The 14,814-nt window shown below is 64.1% G+C and carries 16 protein-coding genes; 7 read left to right on the forward strand and 9 right to left on the reverse strand.

All coding sequences use genetic code 11. From position 1 onward, the window contains the following. The 3 genes from M2267_RS00815 to M2267_RS00825 form a co-directional block, all read right to left on the reverse strand. Positions 1-2,007, reverse strand: a complete 2,007-nt coding sequence (locus tag M2267_RS00815; RefSeq protein ID WP_429111924.1) for an adenylate/guanylate cyclase domain-containing protein — start codon at positions 2,005-2,007, stop codon at positions 1-3. Positions 2,008-2,160: 153 nt separating this feature from the next. Then, positions 2,161-3,189 carry a hydroxyacid dehydrogenase gene (locus tag M2267_RS00820; RefSeq protein ID WP_429111926.1) on the reverse strand — a complete coding sequence of 343 codons (1,029 nt, stop codon included), beginning with the start codon at positions 3,187-3,189 and terminating at the stop codon, positions 2,161-2,163. A 222-nt stretch (positions 3,190-3,411) separates the two neighbouring features. Continuing rightward, complete coding sequence (locus tag M2267_RS00825) at positions 3,412-3,723, reverse strand: hypothetical protein (RefSeq protein ID WP_192448158.1); 312 nt, start codon at positions 3,721-3,723, stop codon at positions 3,412-3,414. 107 nt (positions 3,724-3,830) lie between these two features. Between M2267_RS00825 and M2267_RS00830 the strand changes: the two genes are divergently transcribed. Beyond that, on the forward strand, positions 3,831-4,457 hold the full coding sequence (locus tag M2267_RS00830) for a ribonuclease D (protein WP_192448157.1): 627 nt from the start codon (positions 3,831-3,833) through the stop codon (positions 4,455-4,457). 14 nt (positions 4,458-4,471) lie between these two features. Here the strand turns inward: M2267_RS00830 and M2267_RS00835 are convergent, their stop codons facing one another. After that, positions 4,472-4,816, reverse strand: a complete 345-nt coding sequence (locus M2267_RS00835) for a YqaA family protein (RefSeq protein ID WP_043617238.1) — start codon at positions 4,814-4,816, stop codon at positions 4,472-4,474. Between the two features lie 83 nt (positions 4,817-4,899). Next, positions 4,900-5,181, reverse strand: coding sequence for a SelT/SelW/SelH family protein (locus M2267_RS00840; protein WP_029742402.1), 282 nt, complete (start codon positions 5,179-5,181; stop codon positions 4,900-4,902). Between the two features lie 215 nt (positions 5,182-5,396). Between M2267_RS00840 and M2267_RS00845 the strand changes: the two genes are divergently transcribed. Continuing rightward, the gene (locus M2267_RS00845; RefSeq protein WP_029742404.1) at positions 5,397-5,852 is read left to right on the forward strand and encodes a DoxX family protein; all 456 of its coding nucleotides are present in this window, start codon (positions 5,397-5,399) and stop codon (positions 5,850-5,852) included. A 96-nt stretch (positions 5,853-5,948) separates the two neighbouring features. Here the strand turns inward: M2267_RS00845 and rnk are convergent, their stop codons facing one another. Next, the gene (rnk, locus tag M2267_RS00850; protein WP_043617194.1) at positions 5,949-6,353 is read right to left on the reverse strand and encodes a nucleoside diphosphate kinase regulator; all 405 of its coding nucleotides are present in this window, start codon (positions 6,351-6,353) and stop codon (positions 5,949-5,951) included. 353 nt (positions 6,354-6,706) lie between these two features. On the opposite strand from rnk, the gene M2267_RS00855 reads away from it, so the two are divergent. The 4 genes from M2267_RS00855 to M2267_RS00870 are packed head-to-tail and all read left to right on the forward strand — an operon-like array spanning position 6,707 to position 9,036. Continuing rightward, complete coding sequence (locus tag M2267_RS00855) at positions 6,707-7,462, forward strand: type 1 glutamine amidotransferase (protein ID WP_429113013.1); 756 nt, start codon at positions 6,707-6,709, stop codon at positions 7,460-7,462. Beyond that, the gene (locus tag M2267_RS00860) at positions 7,459-7,932 is read left to right on the forward strand and encodes a GFA family protein (protein WP_429111929.1); all 474 of its coding nucleotides are present in this window, start codon (positions 7,459-7,461) and stop codon (positions 7,930-7,932) included. The genes M2267_RS00855 and M2267_RS00860 overlap by 4 nt, the downstream gene beginning before the upstream one ends. A gap of 2 nt (positions 7,933-7,934) precedes the next feature. Then, on the forward strand, positions 7,935-8,498 hold the full coding sequence (locus M2267_RS00865) for a sugar O-acetyltransferase (RefSeq protein ID WP_429111930.1): 564 nt from the start codon (positions 7,935-7,937) through the stop codon (positions 8,496-8,498). Positions 8,499-8,523: 25 nt separating this feature from the next. Beyond that, positions 8,524-9,036 carry an N-acetyltransferase family protein gene (locus M2267_RS00870; RefSeq protein WP_429111932.1) on the forward strand — a complete coding sequence of 171 codons (513 nt, stop codon included), beginning with the start codon at positions 8,524-8,526 and terminating at the stop codon, positions 9,034-9,036. Positions 9,037-9,128: 92 nt separating this feature from the next. Here M2267_RS00870 and M2267_RS00875 read toward each other — a convergent pair whose 3' ends face one another. Beyond that, a complete protein-coding gene (locus M2267_RS00875) occupies positions 9,129-9,749 on the reverse strand; it encodes a TetR/AcrR family transcriptional regulator (RefSeq protein WP_429111933.1) in 621 nt (206 codons plus the stop codon). A gap of 130 nt (positions 9,750-9,879) precedes the next feature. Between M2267_RS00875 and M2267_RS00880 the strand changes: the two genes are divergently transcribed. Next, a complete protein-coding gene (locus M2267_RS00880) occupies positions 9,880-11,346 on the forward strand; it encodes an MFS transporter (RefSeq protein ID WP_429111935.1) in 1,467 nt (488 codons plus the stop codon). A gap of 164 nt (positions 11,347-11,510) precedes the next feature. On the opposite strand, the gene lepA is transcribed toward M2267_RS00880, so the two are convergent. Then, complete coding sequence (gene lepA, locus M2267_RS00885; RefSeq protein WP_429111937.1) at positions 11,511-13,337, reverse strand: translation elongation factor 4; 1,827 nt, start codon at positions 13,335-13,337, stop codon at positions 11,511-11,513. A 70-nt stretch (positions 13,338-13,407) separates the two neighbouring features. Beyond that, positions 13,408-14,649, reverse strand: coding sequence for an MFS transporter (locus M2267_RS00890; protein ID WP_429111939.1), 1,242 nt, complete (start codon positions 14,647-14,649; stop codon positions 13,408-13,410). Between the last annotated feature and the right edge of the window lie 165 nt (positions 14,650-14,814).

Here is a 14,814-nt window from a genome sequence, read left to right on the forward strand (position 1 = left end):
CTATCCGCGGCTCTCGGAGCCGGCCGGCGAACTGTCGCGTGTCGTCGACTCGTCATCGAGAGCTTCCGGCTCTTTCGGTTCGGCGCCCAGTACTTCGTAGATCTCCAGGGCCGAAGCGCGGCCCTTGGCTTGTGCTGTGCCAAGCGGCCGGAAGTGGATCGCGCCACCCGTATGGGCGACGACCGCGCCGCTCGCCATGATCGTCGTGCCGTAGTTCTTGTTCATGCCCTCGAGGCGCGAGGCGACGTTCACCGTGTCGCCCATGGCGGTATATTGCAGCCGCTCCTTGGCGCCGACATTGCCGACGACGGCGGTGCCGGTGTGGATGCCGAAGCGCGTGCGGAACTCCGGCAGTCCCTTCTTGCGCTGTGCTTCGTTGAAGACGCTGAGGCGCTGCTGGACCGCGAGCGCGCACCGACAGGCATTCTCCGCGTGTTTATCGTCCGGTGCAGGCGCGTTCCACATGGCAAAGACCGAATCGCCGAGGAACTGGATGATCGTGCCGTCGTGCTCGCCGACCGTCTCGCTGAAGATGTCGAAATATTCCGACAGCATCGCCACCACCTCCTCGGGCGAATGCCGTTCGCTGAGCGTCGTGAAATCGTAGATGTCGGTGAAGAGCGCGGTGACTTCCTGGCGCCAGGCGGCGCGGCCGCTGAAGTGTCCGGATTCGATGCCCTTGCGCACCAGCTCTTTCGGCACATAGAGCGCAAAGGTGAAGATCGCGTCGCGGGCCCGATTCATGGCGCCGCCGAGGGTCGAGATTTCGCTGACATGCGAGGAAACATCGATCGGGGTGGTGAAGTCGAGGTCCTGCAGCCGGTTGGCGCTGGCGGTCAGCTGGTTGAGCCCCTTGGTAATCAGATGCGCCAGCACCAGCGAGGCGAGTACCGCCAAGGCTACCACGGCCCCGGAAATCGCCAGCCCCTGAACGAGCGTCTTGTTGGCGTCCGCCATCAATTCGTCGAGCGGTGCGGCCACCACGGCGCGGTTGCCGGAGAGAAGCAGCGCGGATTCGAGCGGTGTCACCATGACGAGATAGGTGCGGTCCCCGACCTGGACGAAGTCGGCCTTCCCGGGCGCTGGTGGATGTTGGCGGATGCTCTGGATCAGCGGGTCGCTGTCGGCCTGCACGATCGGAGCGTCCTTGTCCTTGGCCGCCATGATACGCCGCATCATCACCCTGTCGGAGTGGATGATCGGCCGGCCGACGGCATCGAGGATGAACGACACCGAACCGGTCGTCAGCCGTTCGCGGGCAAGGAAATCGGTAATCGTATCGAGGACGACGTCGGCGCCGATGACGATCTGAGGATTGCCGCGATGCGCCTGGGAGATCGTCATGCCCAGCGTTTCGGTCGTGGCACTTTCGTAAGGGCCTGTTGATACCGCGGCCTTCCCGTTGACGGCCGCGCGATACCAGGGCCGGGTGCGCGGGTCGAAGCCCGAAGGAGGCACGATCCGGTCGGAGAATTGCATGCCGTCCTTGTCGAGGAAGAGGACGCGCTGCAGCGGCTTGCCGCTTTCATCAACTTCGATCGAGCGCACCGCGATGGCGGCACCCCGCGGCGCCTCGAGTGCCATGCGCCATGCAACCTGCTTGAGGTCCACCATGTGGAAGAAGGCGCCGTTGGGATAGCCGACATAGACCCCATCGATATGCGGCGACCGGCTGATGCCTTCGCGCAGCACCGCCACCTTGTCGGCCATGCGTTCTGGCGGCGGCACAAGGAAGGAGTTGGCGACCGAGGAGACGAGGCTGACGAGGGCTGAGGTATCGCCCGACAGCACACCCAGCCGATCGACCAGCCGGCCCATGAAGCCGCGCATGTTGGCCTCGGCGTCGGCGATCGCGGCGTTGCGCGAGCGATGGTAGTCGAGCCCGACAAGCGTCGCGGAAACGACGATCAGCATGGCGACCATGACGAGGCTGAACAGCGATCGCAGCGAACTGTTCCAGCCATCGCGTGTCTTGCCTTGTCGAGCGCCGGGCGCCGTATCTACCATCGCGTTTCTCTGATTCCGTAACGATGCCTCGGCGACGACCTTAACGTGCAAGGTCGGTCGCATGTGCAAGAAAAGTTAAATGCGAATCCCATAAAACACGTTAACCGGCGGGATGCACGATCCCGCCGAGATCCGCAGCGAAAAATCGATGTCTCAGTTCACCGTTACGGGCTTCGAGCGCATGCGCGCGACGGTTTCGCGTTCGGCGCGCTTGCAGCGCATCGGCGGCAGGCCGCGATCCATCAGGTCCATGTCTTCGAGCACCATGTCGCCCATCTTCTTGAAGGCGCTGTCGAGTGCGCCGGCGCGATGGGCCGAACGCAGGAAGCCCGGCAGGCGGCGAACGGGATGGTCGAGCGGCAGGGGCTCCTGCGGAAAGACGTCGCTCGCCGCCACGATATGGCCGCGCGCGACGGCGGCGATCAGCGCATCGAAATCGACGACGCCGGCACGACTGAGCAGAATGAAGGCAGCACCCGGACGCATGCGAGCAAACGCCTTCTCGCCAAGGAAGCCTTCATTCTCGCTGGTGACGGAGGCAACGACGAAGACGAAGTCGCTCTTGGCAAGCACGGTGTCGAGCGATGCCGGTTCGACGCCGTTCTCCCGCAGGATCGAAGCCGGCATCCAGGGGTCGAAGACGCGGATCTTCGCCCGGAAACCGGAGAGTACGCGGTTCAAGGCCTTGCCGAGATCGCCGAAGCCGATGATGCCGATCTCGGCGCCGGAGAGAAGGCGTGCCGAGCTGTTGCCGTCACCGCCCCAAAGTTCGCGCCCCTCGCGGAAAGCAAGGTCGGCGTCGACGACGCCACGCGCGATGTTGAGCGCCATGGCGAGGCCCAGCTCTGCCACCGGCTCGGCAAAGACCTGGCCGGTGGTCACCACATGGATGCCGCGTTCGAACAGCACCTCATAGGGCATGTTGTTGATCAGGTTGCTTTCGACGTTGAGGATGGCTTTCAGCTGGCCCATGCGCTGCAGGGTGGCGTGGTCGAGCGGCGGCTGGCCGATGATGTAGCGGGCGTTGCCGAGTGCCTCGTCGTCAAGGCTTGCGATATCCTCCGGGTCCGCTTCGACGATGCGGTAGCGGCGATGCAGGTCCTTGAGGGCTTCCGGTGTGAAGATGAGATCGAGCGTGCGTGGTGCGGGTGCACTGATCGCAAGCGGCCGGTTGTCAGGCATGGTTCTTCCCACTGCATGTTTCCCTTGATCGTGTTGGTCGAAGGATAAAAACACGCGGCACTTCAAAGCGCTACAGCGACCTATGCGCGGACGCGCGGGGCTGCGGTCAGAGGGTGGCCCGCGCCTTCGCCGTCAGGCCAGGAACAGATCCGGCACTCGCCACGCGGCGTGGCTCTCCTGATGCTTTGTCTGCGGTCGAGCGGCTGCTCGCGGGGCTCTTGCTCAGTAACCGAGGCCACGCTTCTGCCGATAGAGCGACGGCGGCAGGTCGCTGCCCTGGAACACCGGCCCGTCGCCACGGCGGCAATTGTAGATCGTGTCGTAGACGGGGCCGCCGCGGGCTGACGATTCGAACGGATAGTTGCGGTCGACAAAGGTCTGCTCGCAGACGGTTTGGTCGCCACCGCCGTTCAACGGGTCCATCTGTCGCACGCCCGGCAGGTCCCGATAGGTCTGCGCCGGCGCCGGCACGGCCGTCAGCCCGATCGCCAGCGCGAGCGTGGAAAGAGCGAGGGCGGGTTGAAAAGACGTCATCGTCAGGACTTTCGAAGGGCAGCCGGCGGGCGGAACGTGACAACGGTATCGCCGACGCCAAACTTGCGCTATAGGCCACGTCACTGCGTTTGATCTGGGGATTTTCGATGGCGAATGCAATACGGTTCCATGAAGGCGATATCTCCGCAGCCGACGCCGACCGCTATCGAGGCGCGATCGCGATCGACACGGAAACGCTCGGCCTCATCCCCCGTCGTGATCGTCTTTGCGTGGTGCAGCTGTCATCGGGCGACGGAACGGCCGACGTTATCCGCATCGCCTCCGGCCAGAAGGAGGCGCCGAACCTCGTCGCCATGCTTGCCGATCCGGCCCGCCAGAAGATCTTCCATTTCGGCCGCTTCGACATTGCCGTCCTCTTCCATACCTTCGGGGTGACGACGACGCCGGTCTTCTGCACCAAGATCGCCTCGCGGCTGGCCCGCACCTACACAGATCGCCACGGCCTCAAGGACAACCTCAAGGAAATGCTCGACGTCGACATTTCCAAGCAGCAGCAGTCGTCCGACTGGGCAGCAGAGACCCTGTCGCAGGCGCAGCTCGAATATGCCGCCTCCGACGTGCTGCACCTGCATGCGCTGCGCGACAAGCTGACGGCGCGCCTCATCCGCGATGGTCGCATGGAGCATGCCGATGCCTGCTTCGCGTTCCTGCCGACGCGCTCCAAGCTCGACCTGCTCGGCTGGGACGAGACGGATATCTTCGCTCACAGCTGAGCTGCGTTGGGCGGCTACGGCGTCAGGTAGAGCACGACCGCATAGCGCGCCGCCTTGCCGATGGTGACGAACAGCAGGAACAGCGGCAGCTTCATGCGCAGCAATCCGGCGACCAGCGTCAGTGGGTCGCCGATGACCGGCAGCCAGGAAAGAAGCAGCACCGGCTGGCCGTAGCGGGCAAAGAGCGCCTCTGCCTTTTGCCGATTGGCCGGCGAAACCGGAAACCACCGGCGCCCCTCGAAGCGGATCAGGAAACGCCCGAGCGCAAAATTGACGACGGCGCCGAGCACGTTGCCTGATGTCGCGGCGATGAAGAGGGCAGGGCGGCTCGTTTCGCCATGCAGGGCGGCGGCCACGATCGCAGCTTCCGACATCCCGAAGAGCAACGTCGCCGACAGGAAGGCCGCGGAAAAAACCCCGGCAAGAATTCCGGAATCCAGGATCAGCTCCTGTCCGTATGGCCGAGATCGCGCTCCGGCTCGATGATGTCGCGGATGCGCTGCTTCAGTTCCTTGGGCCCCGGGAAACCGCCGTCCCGCTTGCGCTCCCAGATGAGCGCGTCATCGACGCGGATCTCGAAGTTGCCGCCGGTGCCGGGAATGAGCGCCACTTCGCCGAGCGACTGCCCGAAGGTCTGCAGCAGTTCCTGCGCCATCCAGCCGGCGCGCAGCAGCCAGTTGCACTGGGTGCAGTAGAGGATGGTGATGCGCGGCTTCTGGTCCATCGGGTGTCTCGGATGTGCTTCGGGCGGCGACCATAGCGGTCGCCTCAGTTGGAAACAACTGCGTTCCGGGAGCTCGTGCTCACGCTGCGCTCACATGATTGTCAACCAATTTAGTCATGTTTTTATCGGCGGATAGCTTGCTTTGCGCGGGCGTCGCGGCGAGACAATGCGGCATTGCACAAATTGTCGCACCCAACCGCCGGAGAGGCCTCTTAATGACCGACGTCACCGTTTCCAGTTCCCGCCCGCGCGCCATCCTGCCGGCGCTGGAAAAGATCTATCTGCCGCTCAACACATCCGCCGAGACGCTGTTGCGTGTGCTCGCCGGCGCTCTGCTCGCGGTTCACGGTTTTGGCAAGATCACCAATCCCTTCGGCGCGATCGGCATGGTCGAGGGCCTCGGGTTCTATCCGGGCGTCTTCTGGTCGCCGCTTCTCGCCGCGACCGAATTCTTCGGCGGCATTCTGATCGCGATCGGTCTGTTGACGCGCCCGGCCGCCTTTGCCGGCATGATCGTTCTGCTCGTCACCGTCTACTTCCACGGCATCGTCCAGGGTGAGGGGCTCTTCGGCGCGGAGAAGTCGATCCTCTGGGCAGCGATCCTGTTCTTCTTCGCCATCCGCGGCGCCAACAGCCAGTCTGTCGACGCCAAGCTCGGCAAGCAGTTCTGATCGAACGAACGATGGTCGGACAAACGGGGAGGCGGTGAAAACCGGCCTCCCCGTTTTCGTCGGGCTGCCAGCGAGGCTTCTGCCGTCGCTGATCGCTCAGGCGCTTTCCTTGGCCGTGACGCTGCGAATGGTCATCCGGTGTACCTTGCCGGACCGGTCCTGCCAGTCGATCGACTGGCCGACGGAGAGCCCGATCAGCGCCGCGCCGACAGGCGTCAGCACGGAGATGCGGCCGGCCTCGATATCGGCCTCGCCGGGATAGACGAGCGTCACCTGCTTGGCAAAGCCGTTGTCAGCCTCGAAGGCGACGGTGGAGCCCATCTGCACGCTATCGGCGGGCAGCGCGCCGGGCGCGCCGACGCGGGCGCGGTCGAGTTCGGAGAGCAGCGCTTCGGCCACATCAGGCACGCGTTCGAGCGCGGAGGAGGCGAGCGCCGTCAGCCGCTTGTGGTCTTCGGCATTGATGATGATCGGGGGAAGTTTCTTGCGGGTTGCCGCCATGATGGGACCTGACACGTTCAATCGAAGCGCACGACAGGGCGCAATCGAATAGGTTTTCTGGAGATTGGCGCTCGTTCAGCCGCGCTCGGAAATTTCTTCTGCCGACGCGAAAGGCTCCCCTGACCCGGAGAGCGCAAGCGTCCGGGCTGGGGTCAGGTTCCTGCGATCGGGCACACCCGGAAGCAGCAATGAGAAGAAATCATCGGCATAATCATGGCCCAAGGGTCGGAAAGTTCGCTCCCGAAGTCAAGGCCCGCATGGACCCGTCGGCATCATCGCATCGCCATGTGGCCTCTTGAACAGTGGCCGCGGTCGTGGTCAATCTCCACGGTCGATGCAAAGGGAATGCGATGATGCGTGTGCTGGTGGTTGAAAACATGGCGAAGACCGAGCTTGGCCAGGTCGGCACGGCGCTTCGCGAGGCAAAGGCCGAGATCGAGATCCGCCGCGCCTATCTTGGCGAGGCCGTTCCCGAAACACCGGAAGGCTACGACGCGCTTGTGGTGCTCGGCGGCGAGCAGAGCGCGCTCGACGATGCCGCCTATCCCTATCTGCCTGAGCTTGCCGCGCTGATGCGCCGCTTCGGTGACAGCGGCCGTTCCGTGCTCGGGATCTGCCTCGGCAGCCAGCTTCTCGCCCGCGCCTATGGGGGGCGGAACCTGCTGGGCGAGGCCAAGGAGTTCGGCTGGTGCGAGGTGCAGGTGCGCGGTGAAGGTGGCGAGGACCCGGTCCTTTCCAGCGTCGGGGAGCGCTTCCCGATCTTCCAGTGGCATGGCGACACTTTCACGCTGCCCGAAGGGGCGGTCCATCTCGCCGAAAACGCCGTTACCCGACATCAGGCCTTCCGCATCGGCCGTGCCGCCTACGGCACCCAGTTCCATTTCGAGGCGGACACGCACCTCGTCGAAGACTGGAATCGCGCCTTCCCGGACACGATCAAGCGGCTCGATCCCACCTGGCTTGCGCGCTACCATGAACACGCCGCGCGCCACGGCCGGCAGGCGGATACCGCGGGCCTGGCTCTTGCCCGCGCCTGGGTCGCGACGATCATCCGCCAGCAGGGCAGCGCGGCAAATGAGGAACCGGCGTTGGAGGAGATTAGCGGATGAGCGATGCACCAAACGGCGGCTGCTTCTGCGGCAGGATCCGCTATCGGTTGAAGGCAGCGCCGATGTTCGTCAATTGCTGCCATTGCAGCGATTGCCAGCGTCAGGTCGGCAGCGCCTTCGTCGTCAACGGCGTGATCGAGCGTGACAATATCGAACTTACCGGAGGCGAGCCGGTCGTCGTCACGCTTCCGACGGACAGCGGTCGCCCGCATGACGTCTACCGTTGCGCCGAATGCCAGACGGCGCTCTGGAGCGACTACGGCCGGCGCGGCTGGCTTTCGTTCGTCCGGATCGCAAGCCTCGACCACCCGTCGGACTTCCCGCCGGATGCGCATATCTTCACCCGCTCCAAGGTTCAGTGGCTGTCGCTCGAGGGCGGCGCGCCGGCCTTCGAGGTCTACTACGACATGAAGACGATGTGGCCGCCGGAAAGCCTGGCGCGGCGCGCGGTCGCGGAAGCGAAAGCATAAGCGTGACAACCAGCGAACGCGACAAGATGGCAGCCGGAGAATGGTACTCCTGCCTCGTCGACGAACTCGAGGCGCTTCGGAGAACGGCCCGCATTGCGGTCCATCAGCACAACACCATGCCGCCGGTGGAGCGTGGAAACATGGCGTCGGCGCTGCGGGCGCTGTTCGGTGCCGTTGCCGATGACGTCGTCATCGAGGCGCCGTTCCATTGCTCCTACGGCATCAACATCCACCTTGGCGCCCGCGTCTATCTCAATGCCGGCTGTACCATCCTCGACAGCGGTCGCGTGACGATCGGCGCAGGGACGATGCTGGGGCCGAACGTGCAGATCTATTGCGCCGAGCACCACAGGGATGCCGTGCTTCGTGGCCAGGGTCTCGAAGTCGCCAAGCCGGTGACGATAGGCGCAGATGTCTGGGTCGGCGGTGGGGCGATCATTCTTGGCGGCGTGACGATCGGCGAGGGCGCCATCGTTGGCGCGGGCTCGGTGGTGACGAAGGACGTGGCGGCTGGCGCCGTGGTCGCCGGCAACCCGGCGCGCCCGCTCCGCCGACGGACCACTTAAGACGTTTTTAGAAGGACGATTTTTGATGGCGAATGACGTGAAGACGATCCGTGTGCGCCCGGCGCGGCCGGACGATGCACCGGCATTGTGCGCTTTCCTCAACGAGATCATCGCGATCGGCGGCACCACCGCCCATCAGACGCCGTTCACGCCGGAGAGCTTCGTGGCGCATTATCTCGCCGGTCCCGGCTTCGTCAGCTGCTTCGTCGCCGAGGACGAGGTGGGTGAGCCCTGCGCCTTCCAGGCGCTCGACCAGTGGGACGGGATACCAGAGGACTGGGCCGACATCGGCACTTTCTCGCGCCCCGGCAACAAGGTGCCCGGCGCCGGTACGGCGCTCTTCAAGGCGACCTGCGACCATGCCCGTTCGATCGGCCTCAGCGCCCTCAACGCCACCATCCGCGCCGACAATACCGGCGGGCTTACGTATTACGGCAAGATGGGCTTCGTCGACTACAAGGTCGACAAGGCCGTGCCGCTTGCGGACGGGAGGCCGGTGGACCGTATCTCGAAACGATTCCTGCTTTCAGAGGGGTGAGGCGGACGCTGCCGCCAGACCTTTCGGTACTCTCCCAATTCGATCCTTGGACTTGATCCGAGGATCCAGGCCCGAACAATCACGAACCGACGTCACGCCGGCCCGACGCTTCGCTCCACCATGGCCAGGATCGTCTCACAAAGTTCGTCCCGCGCCTCGTCGGCCGTGATGTCTCCCGTCGCTGCGGCGTTGGAGAGGCCATCGGCGGCGCCGAGCATCGCCCAGAACGCGGCCGCCGCGATGCGCTTCTCTCCCGTGAACGGGCTCAGCACCTTCCGGCACTTCTCGATGTAAATCAGCTGATAGGTGCGTTTGACGCTCGCAAGCTCGGGCGAGCCGGCGAGCGCTGCCAGCACGCCGGGGATCTCGCGGCCCTGTGCCAGCACGCACTCGACGTAAGACGCGGCAATGTTCCTGGCGGTTCCCTGAAGTGTCGGTTCGCTCGCGGCAATCGCAGCATCCATCACCACGGTCTGACGCGCATCAAAATCCTGGTAGAGCGCCGCGAGCAGCCCGTTGCGGGTACCGAAGTGATCGTAGACCACCGGCTTGGCGACCGCTGCTGCCTCGGCCAGACGCGGCAGCGTCAGCGCGTCGGTGCCTTCGTCACGAACGAGGCTCCACGCCACGTCTATGAGTTGGTTTAGCCGCTGCTCGCGGCTCAGGCGAACACGCTTCGCGGCGGCCGGGTTCTTTTCCATTGCGCTTGACATCGCTATATACCAAAAGTAACTTACCTGAAGTATATAGAATAAACTCTCCCATCGCAACCATCCGCCTGCCTGACGGCTGGCGGCCGAAACGGCATGCGCACGCGTGCCGTTGGCAAAGGATTCGTGCCCAATGACTGACGTCTCACTCCCTCACTCCCAAGGCCGAAGCGCATGGCTCGGCCTCATCGCCGTGCTGCCGCTGGTCCTCATCGTGGCCATGGACGGCTCCATCCTCTATCTCGCCATGCCGCGCGTGACTTCGGCCCTCTTGCCCACCGCCGACCAGGCGCTTTGGATCCTCGATATCTACGGTTTCGTCGTCGGTTCGCTGCTGATTGCCTTCGGCAATATCGGCGATCGCTACGGGCGGTTGAAGCTGATCATGATCGGTGCGGTGATCTTTGGTGCAGGATCGCTCGGTGCGGCCTATGCGCAGTCGCCCATGGCGTTGATTGCTTCCCGGGCGCTGATGGGGCTCGGCGGCGCGACATTGCTGCCCTCGGGGCTGGCAATCGTCAGTGCGCTGTTTCCGGATCCGCGACTGCGGGCGCAGGCGATCGGCATCTTCGCCGCCACCTTTGCGGCCGGCTTCGCCATCGGTCCGGTGATCGGCGGCATTTTGTTGCAGCGGCTCGACTGGGGCGTGGTGTTCCTGATCAATGTTCCTGTCGTGCTCGGCTTCCTCATCGCCGCACCGATCCTTCTTCGCGAAGTGCGCTCCACGACCTATGGCCGCATCGACCTGCCAAGCCTCGTCCTGTCCTTTGCCGGTATCCTGCTCACCACCTATTCGCTCAAGACCGCAGCCGCCTACGGCTTCACGCCGCTCCAGACGCTTTCGGGGATCGTTGGCGTCCTCGCCATCGTACTGTTCCTTCGCCGGCAAACGCGGATCGCCTATCCGCTGCTCGACCTCGGCCTGTTTCGCGACCGCATCTTTTCCATCGCCATTCTCACCGGCCTCGTGCCGCTGATCGTCTGGTCCGCCGTCGGATACCTCTCGGGCATCTATCTGCAATCGGTCCTGGGCTTTGATGTTTTTACCGCGGCACTTTTGACCTTGCCCGGCGCCGTCGTACTGATGGCGACCTGCGTCGGGACGGCGCGCATCGTCGATGTGGTCGGGCGTAAGAAGGCGCTTGTCGCGACGCATTTCCTGATCGCGGCCGGTCTCTTTCTGCTGCTCTTCACGGGCACGGAGGCGGGCGTGGCAGCCCTCATCACCTCGACAGTGGTTGCGGGCATAGGCTACGGCCTCTCCTTCAGCCTCGTCGCCGAGATCGCCGTGTCGGCCGTGCCCGCCGAACGCGCCGGTGCCGCGGGTTCGATCGCCGAGACCAGCAACGAGCTCGGCAATGCGCTCGGTATCACGCTTTTAGGCTCGCTGGCGGCACTCAGCTTCCGGCTGCTCGGCCCAGGCGTGGCCGGCACGCTCAACGAAACCCTCGATAACCCGGGTCTGTCGCCAGAAACGGTGCTGCAGGCCAAGGAAGCCTTCCTCACCGGCCTTCACATCGCGGCCGGCGTTGGTGCACTGTCACTGCTCGCATTGGGCATCATCGCCTGGCTCTGGCTGCCGAAGAAGCTGCCGGAATAGATGGGGTGGCACGTCACTGTGAGTAAAAGAACGGAGTAGCTAGTCCGGGAAACCAGACCTGCGTGCGACCAATGGTGCTGCTCCAGCATCGCCTCACCTTCACAAACCAAAAAGGGCGACCCGAGGGCCGCCCTTTCAATCGTTGAAACATGCGGCGCTGCCGCTTACTCGTCGCCCATCTTGAGGGCGGCGATGAAGGCCTCCTGCGGGATCTCCACCTTGCCGAACTGGCGCATGCGCTTCTTGCCGGCCTTCTGCTTTTCCAAGAGCTTGCGCTTGCGGGTGGCGTCGCCGCCGTAGCACTTGGCCGTCACGTCCTTGCGCAGCGCCGAGATGGTTTCGCGGGCAATGACGTTGCCGCCGATCGCCGCCTGGATCGGGATCTTGAACATGTGCTTCGGGATCAGCTCCTTGAGCTTCTCGCACATTTCGCGGCCGCGCTTTTCGGCAGCCATCCGGTGCACCATCATCGACAATGCGTCGACCGGCTCGCCGTTGACGAGGATCGACATCTTCACAAGGTTGCCTTCCTTGTGGTCGGTGATCTGGTAGTCGAACGAGGCGTAGCCCTTGGAGATCGACTTCAGGCGGTCGTAGAAATCGAAGACGACTTCGTTGAGCGGCAGGTCGTAGGTCAGCATCGCGCGGGTGCCGACATAGGTCAGCTCGATCTGGATGCCGCGGCGGTCCTGGCAGAGCTTCAGGATGCCGCCGAGATAATCGTCGGGCGTCAGGATCGTCGCGCGGATCCACGGCTCATGGATCTCGGCGATCTTGACGACGTCGGGCATGTCGGCCGGGTTGTGCAGTTCGCGTTCCGAGCCGTCGGTCATGAACAGCTTGTAGACGACCGAAGGCGCGGTCGCGATCAGGTCGAGGTCGAACTCGCGCTCGAGGCGCTCCTGGATGATTTCGAGGTGCAGCAGCCCGAGGAAGCCGCAACGGAAGCCGAAGCCGAGTGCTGCCGAGGATTCCATCTCGAACGAGAACGAGGCGTCGTTGAGGCGCAGCTTGCCCATTGCCGAGCGCAGATCCTCGAAGTCCGCGGCATCGACCGGGAAGAGGCCGCAGAAGACCACCGGCTGCGCCGGCTTGAAGCCCGGCAGTGCGGTTGCGGTCGGACGCTTGTCCTCGGTGATGGTATCGCCGACGCGGGTATCGGCCACTTCCTTGATCGAAGCGGTGATGAAGCCGATCTCGCCTGGGCCGAGCGCATCCATCGCCACCATTTTCGGCGTCAGCACGCCGACGCGTTCGATCGTGTACTTGGCGTCGGTACCCATCATGCGGATGGTCATGCCCTTCTTGAGCGTGCCGTCGATGATGCGCACGAGAACCATGACGCCGAGATAGGTGTCGTACCAGCTGTCGACGAGCAGGGCCTTCAAGGGTGCCGCATCGCCGCCGTCGCTCTTCGGCGCCGGCAGCTTGGTGACGATCGCTTCGAGCACATTAGGGATGCCGAGGCCGGTCTTGGCCGAAATCAGCACGGCGTCGGACGCGTCGATGCCGATCACTTCCTCGATCTGCTCCTTGATGCGGTCCGGTTCGGCCGCCGGCAGGTCGATCTTGTTGAGCACGGTGACGAGTTCGTGGTTGTTGTCGATCGCCTGGTAAACGTTGGCGAGCGTCTGGGCTTCCACCCCTTGAGACGCGTCGACGACGAGCAGCGAGCCTTCGCAGGCCGACAGCGAGCGCGAGACTTCGTAGGCGAAGTCGACGTGGCCGGGGGTGTCGATCAGGTTCAGCACATAGGTTTCGCCATCATTGGCCTTGTAGTGCAGGCGCACCGTCTGGGCCTTGATGGTGATGCCGCGCTCGCGCTCGATATCCATGCTGTCGAGCACCTGCTCGGACATCTCGCGCTCGGCGAGGCCGCCGGTGGACTGGATCAGCCGGTCGGCAAGCGTCGACTTGCCGTGGTCGATGTGGGCCACGATCGAGAAGTTGCGGATATGCGAAAGGGGCGTCTTCGAAGATGTTGTGCTCATGGGCCGCATATAGCAGTGCCTTCAACCGCCGCAAAGCGGGAAATGAAGGCTTCGTTCACTATAAATCAGGCTATTCGGCACTCGCCTCCGCATCGACGAGCGCGCCGGCATTGGGCACCTGCGCACTCCTGATCTCGAAGCTCTCGCGCTCGGCCGCCGGCACCTCATCGCGCTTGCGCAACCTGAGCAGCACGAAGAAGGCATAAAGGGCGGCAACGACCATCGCCGCATATATGAACGTGCGCTGCCCGAACACCGGTGTCAGCAGCGTTACCAGCATCGGCACGGCGGTCGCGGCGATCGACCAGGCGACCAGCATGGTGCTGGCAAGCGGGACGAAATCGGCGGGATCCGTGCGGTCGTTGGCATGCGCATTGGCGATCGAATAGACGGTCTCGACCGCACCGGCGAACAACGCAAAGACCAGCATGAGCAGGAGCAGATTGCTGAAGGAGGCCGACAGCGCGAAAAAGCCGGCAGCAAGGATCAGCAGGCACGTGCCGATCAGCACCAGGCGCCGGTCGATACGGTCCGACAGCGTTCCCATCGGGTACTGGATGGCGATGAGGCCGAACTGCATGACGAACATCAGGTTGGCGACATCGCCCTGGCTGACATTGTTGGCGGCCGCATAGATCGGCGTGAAGCCCTGCACCACCATCGAAAGGCCGCCGGCGGCGAGCACGCCGATGAAGGCGACGGGCGAATTGCGCCAGACCATCGGGATGTCGATGCTGACCTTGGCCGGCGGTGGTGGCGTCGGCAGGCGGGTGAGCCCGATCGGCAGAAGGGCAAGGGCGGTGAAGAAGATGGTGACGAGCGGCGGCAGGTTGCCGTCCGCCGGGATCTGCCCGAACAGCCAGGCGCCCGTGCCGAGCCCGATGACATAGGCCATGTAGAACAGCGCCATCGCCTTGCCGCGCCAGTGGTTTTCGCTCGCATGGTTGAGCCAGCTCTGGGCGATGATGAAATTGGTGTTGCCGGACGCGCCGTAGAGGCCGCGCGCAAGCACCCACAGAAGCGGGTGCATGCCAAGCGCAATCGTCAGCGCCGAGAGAATGACGAGCGCCATCGAGCACGAGAAGGCGCGCGCATGGCCGACCCGGCGGATCATCGGCCCGGCGATGACGCAGCCGATCAGTCCGCCAAAGGCAATCATCGTGACAGCAGCCCCCGGCACCCAGTCCGGCGCGTCCGAGCGCGTCAGCGCGAAGGGCACATAGGCGAGCATCATGCCGTTGCCGATCGCGACCGCCGTCATCGAGGCGACGATACTGGCGATCGAGGTCAGCGAGGAGGGCTGCTTGGTCATGTCCAACCTGTCGATGGAGGCCGCCCGTGCGGGTGCGCTGGCGTGATGGATGAGGGCCGTCTAAAGTATTGAAGTGAAAGCTTTTCTCGTTTCTGCGTCCGAAGCCGCCACCATAACCGAAACACCCGTGTCGCGCTGTCGCCAATGCGGCATCGCATGCCCGTA

The organism is Ensifer sp. KUDG1, assembly GCF_050434285.1.
GTDB lineage: Bacteria > Pseudomonadota > Alphaproteobacteria > Rhizobiales > Rhizobiaceae > Ensifer.

What these genes read in the sequence shown, in the direction of transcription:
- M2267_RS00815 (WP_429111924.1), bottom strand. Translation starts at nt 2,007, where the DNA reads ATGGTAGATACGGCGCCCGGCGCTCGACAAGGCAAGACACGCGATGGC.
- M2267_RS00820 (WP_429111926.1), bottom strand. Translation starts at nt 3,189, where the DNA reads ATGCCTGACAACCGGCCGCTTGCGATCAGTGCACCCGCACCACGCACG.
- M2267_RS00825 (WP_192448158.1), bottom strand. Translation starts at nt 3,723, where the DNA reads ATGACGTCTTTTCAACCCGCCCTCGCTCTTTCCACGCTCGCGCTGGCG.
- M2267_RS00830 (WP_192448157.1), top strand. Translation starts at nt 3,831, where the DNA reads ATGGCGAATGCAATACGGTTCCATGAAGGCGATATCTCCGCAGCCGAC.
- M2267_RS00840 (WP_029742402.1), bottom strand. Translation starts at nt 5,181, where the DNA reads ATGGACCAGAAGCCGCGCATCACCATCCTCTACTGCACCCAGTGCAAC.
- M2267_RS00845 (WP_029742404.1), top strand. Translation starts at nt 5,397, where the DNA reads ATGACCGACGTCACCGTTTCCAGTTCCCGCCCGCGCGCCATCCTGCCG.
- rnk (WP_043617194.1), bottom strand. Translation starts at nt 6,353, where the DNA reads ATGGCGGCAACCCGCAAGAAACTTCCCCCGATCATCATCAATGCCGAA.
- M2267_RS00855 (WP_429113013.1), top strand. Translation starts at nt 6,707, where the DNA reads ATGCGTGTGCTGGTGGTTGAAAACATGGCGAAGACCGAGCTTGGCCAG.
- M2267_RS00860 (WP_429111929.1), top strand. Translation starts at nt 7,459, where the DNA reads ATGAGCGATGCACCAAACGGCGGCTGCTTCTGCGGCAGGATCCGCTAT.
- M2267_RS00870 (WP_429111932.1), top strand. Translation starts at nt 8,524, where the DNA reads ATGGCGAATGACGTGAAGACGATCCGTGTGCGCCCGGCGCGGCCGGAC.
- M2267_RS00875 (WP_429111933.1), bottom strand. Translation starts at nt 9,749, where the DNA reads ATGTCAAGCGCAATGGAAAAGAACCCGGCCGCCGCGAAGCGTGTTCGC.
- M2267_RS00880 (WP_429111935.1), top strand. Translation starts at nt 9,880, where the DNA reads ATGACTGACGTCTCACTCCCTCACTCCCAAGGCCGAAGCGCATGGCTC.
- lepA (WP_429111937.1), bottom strand. Translation starts at nt 13,337, where the DNA reads ATGAGCACAACATCTTCGAAGACGCCCCTTTCGCATATCCGCAACTTC.
- M2267_RS00890 (WP_429111939.1), bottom strand. Translation starts at nt 14,649, where the DNA reads ATGACCAAGCAGCCCTCCTCGCTGACCTCGATCGCCAGTATCGTCGCC.